We start from the raw sequence: 16,282 nt of genomic DNA on the forward strand, positions 1-16,282 counted from the left end.
ACCTACAGTTTAAAGTGAGTTGAGTCAGGTTCAAGAGCTCAACTACAAATACCGCAATCACAGTTTTGGCACCCGGAGGCCTCGCTGCGCATGGCACCCAACACTGTCAGCATCAAGGCGTTATTCGTGTAGCCTCAACCTCGATGCGCAGTTCGACCTCATCACCGATACCAATGTCATCCACCAACCCGTAATTCATCCCAAAGTCCGAGCGCCGAAGGGTGCCTGTGGCCTTGAATCCGGCGATCCAGTCGCGCTTATTGAAGGTGTGCAAACCCTGGCGATTGAGCTTTAACTCCAGCGCCACCGGTCGCGTCACCCCGAGCAGAGTGAGATTGCCGTTCAGCGTGCCACGATCAGGCCCAGCCATCGCAACGCTGGTGCTTTCAAAGGTCAGGTGCGGAAACTCGACCACATTGAAGAAGTCGGGCGATTTCAGGTGCTGATCACGCCGCTCATGAAAGGTGGTCACCGAAGCCGCATCCACGGTCACCTCAACGGACGACTGCGCCGGCGCTTCACTATCGAACAGCAACCGCCCCTGCAGCCCGCCAAAACGGCCGGCGACATCAGCGAATCCCATATGACTGACAAAGAACAGCACACTGCTGTGCTCCGGATCCAACCGGTACTCGGCAACTTCCGCCGACACTGGCAGCGAAGCCAGCCCCAGTCCCAGCGCAATTGCGCCACACCCACATTTTATCGACATGTCGTTGCTTCCTTTTATTCCGTTAGCGCAGCTCAGTGAACGGCACGAACGCCACCCGCTCGCCCTCGGCAATCGCCGTATCGGGCGGCACTATGGCGTAGCCGCTCGCCCAGCAGGCAGAGGTCAGCACCCCCGAACTTTGGTTATCAAACAGTTCCGCCCGCATGATGCCCGCATCAGTCACCAACCGTGCGCGCAGGTACTCCCTGCGTGGTTGTGGTCGGGGGCGAGCAAAGCCGGCCGTCACCCAGTAACTCTCCGGCGTTACCTGCTGACACCCCTGCATCCGCAACAGGAAAGGACGCACCAGCACCTGAAACCCCATCAACACGGACACTGGATTACCGGGCAGACCAATAAAGGGCGTATCGCCGACCCGGCCGACCGCCACCGGCTTGCCCGGTTTGAGTGCCAGCTTCCACATATCCAATTGCCCCAGCCGCTCGACCGCCGGTTTGATGTGGTCCTCTTCACCGACGGAGACGCCGCCACTGGTCAAGATCACATCCGCTTCACCGGCGGCTTGCAGTAACGCCTGCTCGGTAGCCTGCGCGGTGTCGGCCACGATACCCAGGTCCAGCACCTGCATACCCAGCTCACGCAACAACCCAACAAAGGTGTAGCGATTGGAGTTGTAGATCTGTCCCGGCGCCAGTTCGGCACCGGGTTCTGCCAGTTCGTCGCCGGTGGACAGAACGGCCACCTTCAGCGGTCGAATGCAGTCCACCGTGGCGATACCCATGCTGGCAAGTACGCCCATATGCTGGGGCTGAATCCGCGTCCCCGTCGCGATCACCACCGACCCTGTGGCAATATCCTGCCCGCGCCGGCGGATATGCTGCCCACGCTCGATCGACTCCGGCAACTGCACCACACCCTGATGCAACTCACACTCTTCCTGCATCACCACCGCATCGGCGCCGAGCGGGATAGGTGCACCGGTAAAGATCCGCGCCACTCCGCCTGCAGGCAGTTCCGACGGCGCATCACCTGCGGCCACCCGCAACACAACCGGCAAGCGGCGCGTCTGGGCAAGATCAGCAAGCCGCAACGCATAACCATCCATGGCGCTGTTATCGCAGGGCGGCACATCGACAGCCGAATACTGGTCAGCGGCCAATACCCGGTTAAGCGCCATCGGCACCGCCACCGGCTCGCTGCCACCAACCGGCACAGCACTATCCAACAACCGCTGCAGCGCGACATCGAAGGGCAGCAGCCCGGGCTGGCCGCAACAATCGGGCCCGCAACTCATCCGCACGCTCCACAGGGGCCGGGTTTCAGCGACACCATCTCCACGAAGTTACAGGGCTTGTGCCGTGCATCCAGCTGCTCGCGAATAATCTCGTCCCAGGCCGTACGGCAGGCACCGGTGGAGCCCGGCATACAAAAGATGACCGTCCGGTTGGCCACACCCGCCACCGAGCGCGACTGCACCGTAGAGGAGCCAATCTGCTGGAACGAGATCTGCCGAAACAGCTCGCCATAGCCTTCAATGGTCTTGTCGAACAGCGGCGTTATCGCTTCGGGCGTACTGTCCCGCGCAGTAAATCCGGTGCCACCGGTGACCAACACCGCCTGAATAGAATCGTCCGCAATCCATGCCGAGACCTGCGCGCGCAGCTTATAAACGTCGTCGATCACAATCGCACGGTCGCCCAGCCGGTGACCCGCGTCCTGCAAACGATCCACCAGCGTCTGCCCGGAGCTGTCACTCTCCAGCGTACGCGTATCGGATACGGTCAACACAGCGATATTGAGCGGTACAAACTCCACGTTGGCATGGTGGGCCATAAATTCTCCTTATACTTTGAGCACGGCAATACAGGTCATGCGGCCTGCCTAGAATCCGATTGTGTCAGCGGACCATAGCACTGACAATAGCTCCACTGATTCAATCTGCGGATGCCGAAACGATGATCCCGCTGTGCCATATCGACGCCATCGAAGAGGGTGGCAGTAAAGAGCTGCGCGATGGCGAGCAGTCGCTGATAGCCGTGCGCAAGAACGGACAGCTCTATGTGTACCTCAATCGCTGCCCCCACCGGGGCATTGCGCTGGAGTGGCAGCCAGACCAGTTCCTCGACTACGAGCGCCAGTTTATCCAGTGTTCCACCCATGGTGCACTGTTCCGAATAGAGAACGGCCTCTGCATTCAGGGCCCATGCATTGGCTGCTCGCTGCAGTCGGTCAGCATCAGGATCGACGACAGCGGCCAGTTGTGGCGCGATCGAGATAACCACAGCCATTAGATCACCACCGGCAACCGCTGCTGCAACGCGATCCCGACGGGATCAATATGAGCCCCCAGGGCATACAGCTCCACCCCGGCTTTGACCGCAGCGCGCAGCGCTTGTCCATACGCGGGATCAAGGTGATCCGCCGGGCGCACCTCGCAGATACCGGTATGGGCCACACAAAACACCAGCGCCGCGCGGTCACCGGACGCAACCGCGGCAACCAGCTCCCGCAAATGCTTGGCACCCCGCACGGTAACAGCGTCCGGAAAGTAGCCAATACCGTCATCTTCCAGCAAGGTGACGTTTTTTACCTCCACAAAGCAGCGCTCGCTATCACCTTCGAGCAGCAGGTCGATACGGCTGTTCTCCCGGCCGTAACCAACCTCTCGACGCAGCCGCGGATAGCCCGCCAGCTCCGGCAGGATACCGGCCAGCAACGCCTCTTCGACCAATCCGTTGGCGCGCTGGGTGTTGATGCAGGCCAGATAACGCCCTTGCACCTCCACCAGCTCCCAGCTACAGGGATATTTGCGTTTGGGGTTCGCCGAATCGCTATACCAAACCCGGCTGCCGGGCTCGGCGCAGCCACGCATTGAGCCGGTATTGGGACAGTGCAACGTTGTTTCATGACCGCTCGGCAGCTGTACATCAGCCAAAAAACGCTTATAGCGCCGAATCAACCGAGCGGTTTGCAGCGGTGGATCAAACTTCATCATCGCCCTCCGTCCGTTCAGCTTCGGCCCAGCATAGCGCCACACAGGGGGGCGAACCAAACGCACAGCTGCGGTTTAATTTCGCAATTTTATTGACCTGCATACTGGTATGCCCCCTTTTTATCTGTTAATTTCTTGCGCCTGATTTCCCAAGGGATACCCTGTAACTATGGGCTCTAGACGCCTACAGGGCAGACAGATGGATACGCCAGGCCACCGCCCGGCCAACTAGAGAAGTGAGGCAGGACCATGCCAGAAACCAAAGAGTCGCTCCTGAAGCACTACGAGCCCTACCAGGCCGGCAAGAACGAAGAGTACATGAGCGAAGGCCAGAAAGATCACTTTCGCCAGATCCTCAATGCCTGGAAGCGCGAGCTGATGGAAGAGGTGGATAGCACCATCAACCACATGCAGGAAGACGCGGCCAACTTCGCTGATCCCAGCGACCGTGCCAGTCAGGAGGAGGAGTTCAGCCTCGAACTGCGCACACGCGATCGCGAACGTAAGCTGACGCGCAAGATCAACGAGGCCCTCGATCGCATCGACGACGATGATTACGGCTACTGCGACTCCTGCGGCATCGAGATCGGCATCCGTCGCTTGGAAGCCCGCCCCACTGCAACCCTCTGCATCGACTGCAAGACCCTGGCAGAGATCAAGGAAAAGCAGCTCGGCGGCTGATCTGTCGGTGGCGCTGTCACCCGGGAGCGCCGCCCACAATCGATGATGACTTGTCCCACCGGCCACTATATCGGTCGTTTCGCGCCGTCACCTACTGGCGCGCTTCACTTCGGTTCGCTGATGGCGGCCGTCGCCAGCTTCCTCGACGCTCGCGCCCATCAGGGCCAGTGGCTGGTACGCATCGAAGACCTTGATCCCCCACGCGAACAGCCCGGCGCCAGTGATCAGATTTTGCGGACGCTGGAACGATACGGCCTGCTCTGGGACGGCAAAGTACTTTACCAAAGCCAACGCCACGCACTCTATCGCGACACTCTTCAGCGACTCCTGCGCAAGGGGCTGGCTTATCGTTGCGATTGCTCCCGCCAACAGATCGCCGCACGCGGCGGACGCCCCTACGATGGACACTGCCGGCTGCGGCAGGCTGAAATCAGCGAACCCGCCGCCATCCGCGCCGTTGTCGATGACCGCCCCATCGGGTTCGTCGATCGAATTCAGGGACCCCAGCAGTTCCAGTTCGAGCAGGGCAGCGGCGACTTCATACTTTTTCGCCGTGACGGCTTCTTCGCCTACCAACTGGCGGTGGTAGTCGACGATCATGCCCAAGGCATTAACCAGATCGTCCGTGGTAGCGACCTGCTCGATTCCACCCCGCATCAGCGGCACCTGCAGCAGCAGCTCGACCTGGCCCGCCCCCACTACGCGCATATTCCGGTCATGGTCAACCAGACGGGACAAAAACTCAGCAAGCAAACCTTTGCTACCGCGCTCGACCCGAAACACCCTTCCCGCGCACTTCACGCCGCGCTGCAGGTTCTGGGTCAGCAGCCGCCAGCAGCGATGCGCAACGCCACGCCGGCGGAACTGTTAAGCTGGGCCATAACCCACTGGCACATTGATGCGGTCCCCGCTCGGATGAGTGTGAGCGAACTGGCGCTGAAGGAGCAAGGTTGAATGTATATTTATCGACTGGTCTCGGCGTTAATCATCGGCATCTACCTGATGTCACCCCTTCTGATCGACAACTGGGGCAGCACCGATGAAGCCTGGTACAGTCCGTTTCTGCCTTGGCTGGCGCTGATTCTGATGGCAGCGGTACTGGAATCGAAACGAGGTGGCGATGAGCTTTAGCCTCGAACAGCTGGCAGCCATTGGACTCGGCTACCTGTCGCTGCTGCTGGTTGCGGCCTACGCCACCGACCGCGGCTGGATTCCGGCAAAACTGGTCCGCCACCCAGCCACTTACGTGCTGTCGCTGGGAGTGTACGCCAGCGTTTGGACCTTCTATGGCGCCGTCGGGCTGGCACACACCTACGGATACAGCTTTCTGGCCTCCTACTTCGGCGCCTCCGCCGCATTCATTCTCGGCCCGGTGTTACTGTTACCGCTACTGCGCCTCACTCGTTCATACCAGCTCAGCTCCATTGCCGACCTGTTCGCCTTTCGCTTTCGCAGCCAACCCGCCGGCTCACTGGTCACCCTGCTGATGCTGCTGGCTTCGCTGCCACTGTTCTCGATCCAGATCCAAGCGGTCACCGAAACCATTCAACTGCTAACCAAGGAAGCGCCCGGCGACTACGTAGCGCTGTTTTTCTGCCTCACCATCGCCCTGTTCGCCATCTTGTTCGGCGCCCGCCACCCCTCGATCCGGCACAAGCATGAAGGCCTGGTCGTCGCCATGGCGATTGAGTCGCTGGTCAAGCTGGCCGCGCTGGCCGCGCTGGCTTATTACGCGCTGTTCGAGGTTTTTGGCGGCAACAACGGCCTGGAGCAGTGGCTGCACGATAACGCCGAACGGATCAGCGGCCACTACCAACAGGTGGCCAACGACTACTGGCGCACCCTGCTGCTGGCGTTTTTCACCTCGGCGATCGTCATGCCCCACATGTTTCACATGCTGTTCACGGAAAACGTCAGCCCTCGCGGCCTGTCCCGTGCCGGCTGGGGCTTTCCGCTGTTCTTGCTGCTGCTGGCGATCTGCATTCCCCCCATTCTCTGGGCCGGCATGAAGCTCGACCTGCCCGGCGCGCCGGAGTACTTCGGCCTGGCACTCGGCCTGCAGGCCAACTCGCCGCTGCTGGCAGTGGTCGCCTTTATCGGCGGTCTCGCGGCAGCCAGCGGCATCATTGTGGTGTCGATCATTGCCCTGGCCGGCATGGTGATTAACCACTTGATGCTACCGATATTGCCAGGCCACCTGGGATTGCCCCTTTACCAGCGCCTGATATGGGCCCGGCGCGCTATCATCGTGGCGATTGCCGTGTTGAGCTACCTGTTCTATACCGTCACCGATCAGATTACCGAACTCCACCAACTCGGCCTGGTGGCCTTTGTTGCCTTTATGCAGTTTCTACCCGGCTTTCTCGCCACCCTGTTCTGGCCAGGCGGCACCCGCCAGGGGTTCCTGCTGGGACTGATTACCGGCATGGGAATCTGGCTGCTCACCATGCTGCTGCCGCTGTTCCCCCAAGCCAGCGAAACCGCCACCTTGCTCAACCTGAGTGACGGCCAATGGCACCGGGCAGCCATCTACTCCCTGGCTGCCAATGTGGGCGTTTTTGCGCTGGTTTCCTACCTGTTCAAACCCACTGCCCAGGAACGCTATACCGCCAACTCCTGCGCCCTCAGCACCATCTATCGCCCCCAAGCCAACCAGCTCGAAGGGGTGACACCACACTTGCTGATCGAACGTCTCGGCCCGCGACTGGGTCGCGACGCCGCCCAGCGCGAAGTCGAACACGCCGTTACCGAGCTGGAGCTCACGCTGGACGAAACCCATCCGGCGGCCCTCGCCCGGCTACAACAGCGGCTGGAGGTCAATCTATCGGCGCTGGTAGGGCCGGTGGAAGCGTTGTCGCTACTATCTGCCGAAGATAGCCAGGACAACCTGTACCAACGCCGCGACATCCATCTACTCGAAGGCCATCTGGAGCGCTATCGCAGCCAACTAACCGGCCTGGCCGCCGAACTGGACGAACTGCGCCGCTACCATCGACTGACGCTGGAGCGTTTACCGGTCGGCGTATGCTCTCTCGACGACAACGGTGACATCGTGCTCTGGAACAGCGAGATGAGCCGCTGCACCGCCATCGCCCCGGAGCAAGCACTGGGAGGGCGTGTGGAGCAGCTCCCGCCGCCCTGGAACGAACTACTGGCTCAGTTCATCGCCGAGGACTGCCCCCACCTGGTCAACCACAAAGTGGTTATAAGTGGCACACCCCACTGGCTCAGCCTGCACAAGGCCCAGCTCAGCGACAGGCCGGCCAGCAGCAGCGGCCAGGTTCTGCTGCTGGAGGACCAGACGGAGACCCAGCGCCTGACCGACGAGCTGGCCCACAGCGAGCGACTCGCATCCATCGGCCGACTGGCCGCCGGAGTCGCACACGAAGTGGGCAATCCGGTGACCGGCATCGCCTGCCTGGCGCAAAACCTGAAGTACGACACCGAGCAGCCCGACACTCTGGAAGCCGCCGACCAGATTCTTGAGCAAACCCAGCGTATCGATCGCATCATCAAATCGCTGATGAACTTTGCCCATGCTGGTCATCAGAATCGCAGCGAACAGCAGCAGTTCAGCATCGGCGCCTGCGTCCGGCAAGCAATTGACCTGGTCCGACTGGATAGCCGCCGCCGCGATATCGACTACCGAAGCCACTGCGACGACAGCCTTTGCCTGCAGGGCGATCCACAGCGTTTCCTGCAAGTGCTGGTCAACCTGCTCAACAACGCCGCCGACGCATCGCAACCGGGCCAACCGGTCAGCGTCTACTGCCGCAACGATGACGAATCGGTTCAGCTGTGCGTGGAAGACCAGGGTTGCGGTATTCCAGCCGAGCTGCAAGACCGCCTGTTCGATCCCTTCTTCACCACCAAGGAGCCCGGCGAAGGTACGGGGCTCGGCCTGTCGCTGGTCTACAGCATTATCGAGGAACACTATGGCAGCGTGCAGATTGAAAGCCCTGTCGATAACACCCAGAATAGAGGCACCCGGGTCATCATGACCCTACCGCTATTGAGCACCACCAAGCCACACGGAAGCGCATGAACCAGATCCTGATCGTTGAAGACGAACCGGTTATTCGCAACGCTCTCAAGCGCTTGCTGGAACGCAACGACTATCGGGTTACCGAGGTTGGCTCCGTCGATGAAGCCGAAGCGGCCCTCAGTCAACAGACATTCCAGTTAGTGATCAGCGACCTCCGCCTACCCGGCCGCCCCGGCACCGATGTGATCGCCCTGGCCGCCCCGGCACCGGTACTGATTATGACCAGCTACGCCAGCATGCGCTCTGCAGTAGATGCCATGAAGCAAGGTGCGGCAGACTACATCGCCAAGCCTTTCGACCATGAAGAGATGTTGAATACGGTCGCTGCTCAGCTAACCAAATCCGGCTGCGCGGACGCCGACAGCCAGCCGAAACCCAACCCTGCGCCCTCCCGCGAGGAAGGGGATTTCAGCATGATGGCGGGCAACAGTGCACCGATGCAGGAGCTTTTTTCACGCATCAGCAAAGTTGCGCGTACCGATGCCACGGTACTGATTCAAGGCGAGTCAGGCACCGGCAAAGAGTTGGCGGCACGCGCCATTCACCAGCACAGCCGGCGCGCCGAGGCACCGATGATTTCGGTCAACTGCGCTGCGATTCCGGACACCCTGATCGAGTCGGAGCTGTTCGGTCACGAGAAGGGCGCCTTCACTGGCGCGGTCAACACCCACCGCGGGTTGATCGAAGCCGCCAATGGCGGAACATTGTTTCTGGACGAGATCGGTGAACTCCCCCTCGACGCTCAGGCCCGGCTGCTGCGCGTACTGCAGGAAGGAGAGATCCGCCGCGTGGGTTCGGTCCAACCCATGCAAGTGGATATCCGTCTCATCGCAGCGACGCACCGCGACCTCAAGGCCCTCACGCGGGCCGGACGCTTTCGCGAAGACCTGTTCTACCGCCTCTACATCATGGAGATTCGCATGCCACCCCTGCGCGAGCGGGGCAGCGACATCATTGAACTGGCGGAACTGTTCCTGCGCAAGGCGTGCGAGCGCATGGCCACCCCGCCCCGCCGCCTGGCGGCAACCGCACGCAACGCGATGTTGCACCACCGCTGGCCCGGCAACGTCAGGGAGCTGGAGAATGCCATCGAACGGGCGGTAATATTGTGCGAAGCGGAAGAGATCGGTGCAGATATTCTGGGCCTGGATCCCGAGCATCACGCGGCACCGATCACCGCAGATCAGCCGCCCGGAGACTATGGCCGGCAAGCCCCCTCCTCGCCGGCATTGTCACTGGAAGACTACTTTCAGCGCTTCGTTCAGGAGCATCAAGATCACATGACCGAAACCGAGCTGGCAAAACGTCTCGGCATCAGCCGCAAAACTCTATGGGAGCGCCGGCAAAAGCTTGGCATCCCCCGCCCCGGACGCGACACGTAACACCTTGCGTTACGTTTCTACACAGTATGTGTTACCCCGCCTGGGTGCCCGCGTAACACACTTGCGCCAGAAGCGAATGACAAACAGCACCATTAAATCATAACCATTTGTTTTAAAAGCTCTTGACAGAAGTGGCACAAGCTCTGCATTAGTTGCTATAAGAAAAACAAGAATTCCGTAACGCCTGCCACTCAATAAAAATAACAAGGGCGGCAGACCGAACGGGACGCCCCTGAATAAAAATAAAAACCGGGGTACACGCTAGCTATTCGCAAAGAAACGACCAAACGCCAAAGGTCGCAGGGCAAATAAAAATAACAAGCCCAACACCAGGGTATAGATTCTTCTTTGCGGATAGCTGGCTCCTTCCCTGCTCTAAAACCACTCACCTCCCCCAATCATTCCGCACTGCCGCATTTTCTCTTTGGCCCAGCAATGGTATGATTCGCAGCCTTAAAACAGCTCTCTAACAAGTAACAAAAATCATGGATTCTGGCTGGCTCATTGGCGCTGCATTCGCCCTGCTACCCTTTTGCATCATACTTCTGCTGCTCCGCTGGCGCCGCCGCTCGTCGTCGCCCACCTCTGCTCCGGCGGCGCCCTCAGGAGAACACCCCATGCCTCGTGTTATCCCCCGCGACCAACACAGCATTTCGCGCAAGGACCTGAGCGATAACGCACTCAAGGTACTCTACCGGCTCAAGGATGGCGGCCACGAAAGTTACCTGGTCGGCGGCTGCGTGCGTGATCTGCTATTGGGAAAGCACCCTAAAGACTTCGACGTGGCCACGGCAGGACATCCTGACGAGGTTCATCAGCTGTTTCGCAACTCGCGCTTGATCGGGCGACGTTTCCGCTTGGTCCATGTCCGTTTTGGCCGGGAGATTATCGAGGTTGCCACATTCCGGGCAGCGCACGACAGCCAGGATAACGTCAGTGACAACCACTCGCGCCAGGCTGAGAGCGGCATGCTGCTGCGTGACAACGTCTACGGCACTGTGGAAGAGGATGCCTTGCGCCGCGACTTCACCGTCAATGCGCTGTATTACAGCATCGAAGATTTCGCCATCCACGATTACGCCAACGGAGTTGAGGACCTCAACAACCGGGTCCTGCGAATGATTGGCGATCCGGAAGCACGCTACCGCGAAGACCCGGTGCGCATGCTGCGTGCCATCCGCTTTGCCGCCAAGCTCGAGTTCACCATCGAACCGAAAACCGAAGAACCGATCCGCCGCTTGTCATCGCTGCTTGCCGATATCCCAGCGGCACGACTGTTCGAAGAGGTGCTCAAGCTGTTCCTGTCCGGTAAGGGTGTCATCACCTTCCAGCTACTGCGCGAATTTGATCTCTTCCGGCATCTGTTCCCGATCACCGACGCCTTCCTCAATGACAGCGATGATCCCACTGCTGAACGCCTGATTGTGGAAGCGCTGCGCAGCACCGACGCCCGTATCCGCCGCGGAAAGAGCGTCACTCCGGCTTTTCTGTATGCAGCCATGCTGTGGCATCCGGTGCAGCAGCGGATCGAGCGCCTGCGCCATGATGGCGTACCGCCGATTCCAGCGCTGCACCAAGCCTCCCAGGAGATCACCCAACAGCAGGGACGAGCGACCTCGCTTCCCAAGCGTTTCAGCGGCCCGATGCGTGAAATCTGGGAGTTGCAGCAGCGTCTTCCCCATCGTTTCGGCAAACGTGCCGAGCAACTGCTGCAGCATCCGCGCTTCCGTGCCGGCTACGACTTCGTATTGATGCGCGAAGCCTCAGGCGAGGACCTTGAAGGACTCGGCCCTTGGTGGACCGAGTACCAGAGCGCCGCCATTGACCAACGCGAAGAGATGGTGCAGCAACTGGGTCGCAGCCCCAAACGGCCGCGCCGGCGGCGTCGACGCAAGCCGGCGGTCGGCTAATGTCCCGCCTCGCCTTCATCGGGCTGGGCAGCAACCTCGACGACCCGGCACACCAAGTGCGCACCGCCCTGGATGAGCTCAAGAGCCTGCCAGACACCACGCTCACCGCTACATCCAGGCTTTATCGCAGCGACCCGGTCGGCCCTCCCGGACAACCGGACTACATCAACGCCGTTGCGTTGCTGCACACCGGACTCGAGGCCGAAGCGCTTCTGGATGCTTTGCAAGCCCTCGAAGCCGAACATCAGCGAGTTCGCGGCGAACGCTGGGGCCCGCGAACGCTGGATCTGGATATCCTGCTTTACGGCAACCGGGTCATCTCCACCCCTCGCCTCACCGTGCCTCACAGCCATCTGGATCAACGCAGCTTCGTTCTTTATCCCCTGCGTGAAATCGCCCCGCAACTGGTGCTGCCTGACGGTCGTTCCATAGATGCACTCTGCGCCAGATGCCCTATGGGCACCCTTGAGCCCATAGGGGTATAATGGGCGGCTCGCGGCAAAGCCGTTACGAATCATCTGGTAAAGAACACCGCTTATGAAGAACGTAACTCTGCACACCCTTGCGCAGCTCAAGCAGGACGGCGAAAAGTTCACCTGCCTCACCGCCTATGACGCCACCTTCGCCCAGGTGCTCAACCAGGCCGGCGTCGAAGTCATTCTTGTTGGCGACTCTCTCGGCATGGTTCTGCAAGGCAACGACAGCACCCTGCCGGTAACCGTGGAGGAGATGGCATACCACACCGCGTGCGTCAAACGCGGAAACAGCAGCAGCCTGATCATGGCCGACTTGCCGTTCATGAGTTATGCCACCACCGAGCAAGCCCTCGACAGCGCTGCTGCGCTGATGCAGGCCGGCGCTCACATGGTCAAACTGGAGGGCGGCGCCTGGTTAGCCGACACCGTTGAAGCACTCAGTGAACGCGGCATTCCGGTTTGTGCCCACCTGGGCCTGACGCCGCAGTCAGTTAACAAACTGGGGGGCTATAAAGTACAAGGGCGCGAGGAGGATTCCGCCGTACAGCTGCTGCAGGACGCCCGAGCTCTGGAGCAAGCCGGAGCCAGCGTACTGCTGCTGGAGTGTGTCCCCTCATCGCTGGCCAAGCAGCTGACCGAGATTGCTGGCGTTCCGGTGATCGGCATCGGCGCAGGTGCGGACACCGATGGCCAAGTGCTGGTCTTGCACGACATGCTCGGAATCACCCCCGGACGACGCCCGCGCTTCGTCAAAGACTTCATGAGCGAAGCCGACTCCATTGAGGGTGCTGTCAGCGCCTACGTCAATGCGGTTAAAGGAGGACTCTTCCCCAGCGCAGAGCACGGGTTTGCCTAGATGCAGATACTTCACACTATCGCCGAACTGCGCACCCTGATCAGCGGCAAGCGCCGCGAGGGAGCCCGTATTGGTTTCGTGCCCACCATGGGCAACCTGCATTCAGGTCACATTGCCTTGGTACACGAAGCCAAGCGTCACGCCGATTTCATCGTCGCCAGCATTTTCGTTAATCCGCTGCAGTTCGGCGCCAATGAAGATCTGGACAGCTATCCCCGCACCCTCGCCGAAGACAGCACCAAGCTTGCCGATGCCGGCTGCCACTGCCTGTTCGCACCCACGGTTGCCGAAATGTACCCCCAAGGGGGCAACTCCCTGACCCGCGTCAGTGTCCCGGCGCTCTCCGACCAGCACTGCGGCGCAAGCCGACCTGGACATTTCGAGGGCGTTGCCACGGTGGTAACCAAGCTGTTTGGCATTGTGCAACCGGATGTTGCCGTTTTCGGCCGCAAGGATTACCAGCAGCTTGCCGTGATCCGCCAACTGACAGATGACCTGTGCTTGCCCGTCGATATTATCGGGGTTGCAACAGAACGGGCCGAATCGGGTTTAGCACTGAGTTCTCGCAACGGCTATCTTAGCGACCATGAGCGCCAACAAGCGGCAACACTTTACGCCACGCTGAATCAACTCGCCGATCGCATCAGAGCGGGCGAACGCAACTATCCGGAGCTCGAAGAGTCAGGGAATCAGGCGTTGGAGCAACAGGGTTTCCAACGCGATTACCTGCACATCTGCCATGCTCATACGCTGCAGCGCGCAACAAGCATCGACAATCAGTTGGTTATCCTGGCAGCGGCAAAACTGGGCAAAGCACGCCTGATAGACAACCTTGAGCTCACCCTTAACCCTGCCTGACGCTGCTTTACAGCATGGTCCTGATAAGTTGCTCATTCACGCGACGAACATGCCACCCAAACGACTTGTTCGTCGCGAGACGCACCGCCGGTTCCGACCGAAGGTTTGGCAGTTTTTTGATGAGGATGAATAAGAAGTAATAGGCCTGATGTAGTCATCGCTGCGGCGGGCCGCACGGCTATTGGTGCTTTCAATGAGACCGTCCCTTCGGTACCCGCAAGTGATCTGCAGTGCAGAAAAGGCCAAAGCTGGTCACAAGCCGCTCGCCTCTGTCAAAGCCTACGGTAACGCCGGCACTGATCCTGCGCATATGGTACGGGGCCGACCTGTGCGGCCCAAACTACGCTAAAAAATGCAGACTGGAGTGCGGACGATCGGGATCTGGTGGAAGCGAGCGAGGCCTTTGCCGCCCAGGCCATGGCTGTCAATAAGGGCCTGGGGGCGATACCAGCAAGGTTAACGTCAAGGGTGGCGCCCCATCGTCTTGCATCACCCTATCGGGGCGTCCGGCCGCCCCGTATTAGCTTCCCTGCTACATGAAATGAGCAAGCGCGACGCCAAGAAGGGACTCTCAACGCTCTGTATCGGGAGCAGTATGGGCGTTACCCTAGCGGTTGAACGATAACCCGACCAAACACAACCGACGAAAAGGGAGCCTGTGACTCCCTTTTGTCTGCCACCGCAATTACTGCACCAAAACCTTTACGCTGCGAATCAGATCAAAGCGAACCGGTAGCAAAGCCTCTCCTCCATCGAACTCCTGCTTTACGCGAAGCTGATTGCGAATCACCGCTTCCAGCGTACCCTCTATCCGATGGCCGTTGAGTGTATCCACCCGCATCTGCTGACCGATATGATCGCCAAGCGCAGCCACTTCTACCTTCTGGTACGACGGCTTGCTCGTTCGCTTGACCGACGTGAGCTGGTAACGCCCTCCGACATCTGCACTGGATTCAGACCGCACATTGGAGCCGGTCTCTGCGGTCGCATCGGTGCCCTGCAGCGATTGCTCAGAACTCTCGTCGAGTGGTGATAAACCTGTCGCCGACTTAGCCTCAGGCTCTGCCACTGTGTTATCGGCTGAGACGACGGATTGATCGGCCATCACCGTCGTCCCGTCGGGTACCACGTCGGTCGCTGGCATCACCAACGACAGCTCCACCGGACTGACCGGACTACCATTGACCGCCAGACGATAGTCAAAATCGGTGATCTCGGCTGTGCCTAGACGGGCAAAAGAGACCGGTTCTTTGGCGACCACACGAAGCTCCATGGCCCCTTTGGCCATGAGAAAACGACGATAGGCATCAACAACCTCAGCACCAAACTGAACCCCTTGGGAGCGATACTGGGCATCGAGCAAATCGACATGCCGATTAACGAAGCTGGCGATCGACTCACCATTCAAGTCGGCGCAATACCGATTGCGTCGCTGGTTATAGGAATCGTCCGCTATCTTCACGCTAAGCTCGCTAAACCTACCCACCGCGGACGCGTTACTGGCTAACAACTGGCGGCCGCCGGTGGCCACACTGCCGTCAAACGAGATGGAAAACAGACTGGGGGTGTCGACAGCAACCGACAGAGTCAGATAACCGTTGTCCGGGTTAAAGCGATAACCGGCAGAGAGGTCACTTTGCAGCTGCTGATACCCAAGTTGCCGCCAAAAAGGCACGCCACCCTCACCTGCCTTTTCACAACCAAGCCGTTCATTATCGTAAGCAACCATTGCGGAGTAATCCGCAAGACTGGCCAGATCAATCTGCAGCCCCGCGATCTCCAATGACAGCCGATTAGGCAGCACTTGCGACGCCAACTCAGGCTCTCTGAATAAAAACCAGGTCCAGTTATCGGTGTGAATAATTACCGACTCAGCGGTCAGAGCGGCTTCTTGGCCGGCGGGATGAAATGACACTCCCTTGATACCAGCGCGCCCGGAGAATTCCGCAATCAACGAGTCGTAACCTAAGGAACCGAAGGGAGCAAGCTGTTGCACCACATCATCCACTGCAGTTTTAACTTGATACCAGTAGAAGCCTTTGACCGCAGCAAAACCGGCCAGCGGCAACAGTAGCGGTACAATCAGTAATTTTCTCATGAGAGCCCAGTATCATCCTTAATCAATACACTCCGCCGCACTGCCAGCACAACGACCATCTAGTGAATCTAGGCCAAACCACCCGTCACAGCAACGTCAATCAACGATCCCATGGCGGTGACCTCATGAATCAGATCAAGAATTTATAGGTATAAAAACAGGCAGCCCTCTCGAGCGCGCCCCTTGACCTGCCCCCAGATTTAGTACCAGTTTTCCTCTAGTAAAGTCCTGTTCATTTATCTCGTGATTTCCGCTCTGTACCGCCCTTCGGCTGCTGCCGTGCTTTGGCTGCAAACTCGGCGGGGGTCGCG

Annotated in this window: 15 protein-coding genes and 1 pseudogene; 11 read left to right on the plus strand and 5 right to left on the minus strand. The window is 59.6% G+C overall.

The features are described from left to right. Nucleotides 1-112: 112 nt before the first annotated feature. Genes JJQ76_RS16660 through moaB form a run of 3 tightly spaced genes read right to left on the minus strand, consistent with a single transcriptional unit; the run spans nt 113 to nt 2,506 of the window. A complete protein-coding gene (locus JJQ76_RS16660) occupies nt 113-712 on the minus strand; it encodes a YceI family protein (protein ID WP_210398094.1) in 600 nt (199 codons plus the stop codon). 22 nt (nt 713-734) lie between these two features. After that, complete coding sequence (locus tag JJQ76_RS16665; RefSeq protein ID WP_210398095.1) at nt 735-1,967, minus strand: molybdopterin molybdotransferase MoeA; 1,233 nt, start codon at nt 1,965-1,967, stop codon at nt 735-737. After that, nucleotides 1,964-2,506 carry a molybdenum cofactor biosynthesis protein B gene (gene moaB / locus JJQ76_RS16670; RefSeq protein ID WP_210398096.1) on the minus strand — a complete coding sequence of 181 codons (543 nt, stop codon included), beginning with the start codon at nt 2,504-2,506 and terminating at the stop codon, nt 1,964-1,966. Before moaB ends, JJQ76_RS16665 begins: the two co-directional genes overlap by 4 nt. Before the next feature lie 122 nt (nt 2,507-2,628). Here moaB and JJQ76_RS16675 point away from each other — a divergent pair, with 122 nt between their 5' ends. After that, nucleotides 2,629-2,964, plus strand: a complete 336-nt coding sequence (locus JJQ76_RS16675) for a Rieske (2Fe-2S) protein (protein ID WP_210398097.1) — start codon at nt 2,629-2,631, stop codon at nt 2,962-2,964. On the opposite strand, the gene sfsA is transcribed toward JJQ76_RS16675, so the two are convergent. After that, nucleotides 2,961-3,665: a DNA/RNA nuclease SfsA gene (gene sfsA, locus JJQ76_RS16680; protein WP_210398111.1), complete on the minus strand. Its 705-nt coding sequence runs from the start codon at nt 3,663-3,665 to the stop codon at nt 2,961-2,963. The two genes, JJQ76_RS16675 and sfsA, sit on opposite strands and share 4 nt — an antisense overlap. 249 nt (nt 3,666-3,914) lie before the next feature. On the opposite strand from sfsA, the gene dksA reads away from it, so the two are divergent. From dksA to JJQ76_RS16730, 10 genes and pseudogenes are all read left to right on the plus strand, one after another. Further along, nucleotides 3,915-4,346 carry an RNA polymerase-binding protein DksA gene (dksA, locus tag JJQ76_RS16685; RefSeq protein ID WP_210398098.1) on the plus strand — a complete coding sequence of 144 codons (432 nt, stop codon included), beginning with the start codon at nt 3,915-3,917 and terminating at the stop codon, nt 4,344-4,346. Nucleotides 4,347-4,391: 45 nt separating this feature from the next. Continuing rightward, nucleotides 4,392-5,300 carry a tRNA glutamyl-Q(34) synthetase GluQRS gene (gluQRS, locus tag JJQ76_RS16690; protein ID WP_210398099.1) on the plus strand — a complete coding sequence of 303 codons (909 nt, stop codon included), beginning with the start codon at nt 4,392-4,394 and terminating at the stop codon, nt 5,298-5,300. Next, on the plus strand, nt 5,301-5,477 hold the full coding sequence (locus JJQ76_RS16695; protein ID WP_210398100.1) for a hypothetical protein: 177 nt from the start codon (nt 5,301-5,303) through the stop codon (nt 5,475-5,477). It begins immediately after the preceding gene. Then, the gene (locus tag JJQ76_RS16700) at nt 5,467-8,391 is read left to right on the plus strand and encodes an ATP-binding protein (RefSeq protein ID WP_246481064.1); all 2,925 of its coding nucleotides are present in this window, start codon (nt 5,467-5,469) and stop codon (nt 8,389-8,391) included. The genes JJQ76_RS16695 and JJQ76_RS16700 overlap by 11 nt, the downstream gene beginning before the upstream one ends. Beyond that, nucleotides 8,388-9,773: a sigma-54-dependent transcriptional regulator gene (locus JJQ76_RS16705; protein WP_210398102.1), complete on the plus strand. Its 1,386-nt coding sequence runs from the start codon at nt 8,388-8,390 to the stop codon at nt 9,771-9,773. The genes JJQ76_RS16700 and JJQ76_RS16705 overlap by 4 nt, the downstream gene beginning before the upstream one ends. A 617-nt stretch (nt 9,774-10,390) precedes the next feature. Then, nucleotides 10,391-11,683: a polynucleotide adenylyltransferase PcnB gene (gene pcnB / locus JJQ76_RS16710; protein ID WP_246481066.1), complete on the plus strand. Its 1,293-nt coding sequence runs from the start codon at nt 10,391-10,393 to the stop codon at nt 11,681-11,683. After that, complete coding sequence (gene folK / locus JJQ76_RS16715) at nt 11,683-12,168, plus strand: 2-amino-4-hydroxy-6-hydroxymethyldihydropteridine diphosphokinase (protein WP_210398104.1); 486 nt, start codon at nt 11,683-11,685, stop codon at nt 12,166-12,168. The genes pcnB and folK overlap by 1 nt, the downstream gene beginning before the upstream one ends. Before the next feature lie 52 nt (nt 12,169-12,220). Further along, nucleotides 12,221-13,015, plus strand: a complete 795-nt coding sequence (panB, locus tag JJQ76_RS16720; protein WP_210398105.1) for a 3-methyl-2-oxobutanoate hydroxymethyltransferase — start codon at nt 12,221-12,223, stop codon at nt 13,013-13,015. After that, nucleotides 13,016-13,873 carry a pantoate--beta-alanine ligase gene (panC, locus tag JJQ76_RS16725; RefSeq protein WP_210398106.1) on the plus strand — a complete coding sequence of 286 codons (858 nt, stop codon included), beginning with the start codon at nt 13,016-13,018 and terminating at the stop codon, nt 13,871-13,873. A 220-nt stretch (nt 13,874-14,093) separates the two neighbouring features. Beyond that, a pseudogene (locus JJQ76_RS16730) lies at nt 14,094-14,498 on the plus strand (acetyl-CoA C-acetyltransferase); the annotation flags it as partial. Nucleotides 14,499-14,558: 60 nt separating this feature from the next. Here JJQ76_RS16730 and JJQ76_RS16735 read toward each other — a convergent pair. Beyond that, nucleotides 14,559-15,971, minus strand: a complete 1,413-nt coding sequence (locus JJQ76_RS16735; RefSeq protein WP_210398107.1) for a hypothetical protein — start codon at nt 15,969-15,971, stop codon at nt 14,559-14,561. Nucleotides 15,972-16,282: the final 311 nt, after the last annotated feature.

Origin of the sequence: Motiliproteus sediminis (assembly GCF_017912535.1) — a bacterium.
GTDB lineage: Bacteria > Pseudomonadota > Gammaproteobacteria > Pseudomonadales > Balneatricaceae > Motiliproteus > Motiliproteus sediminis.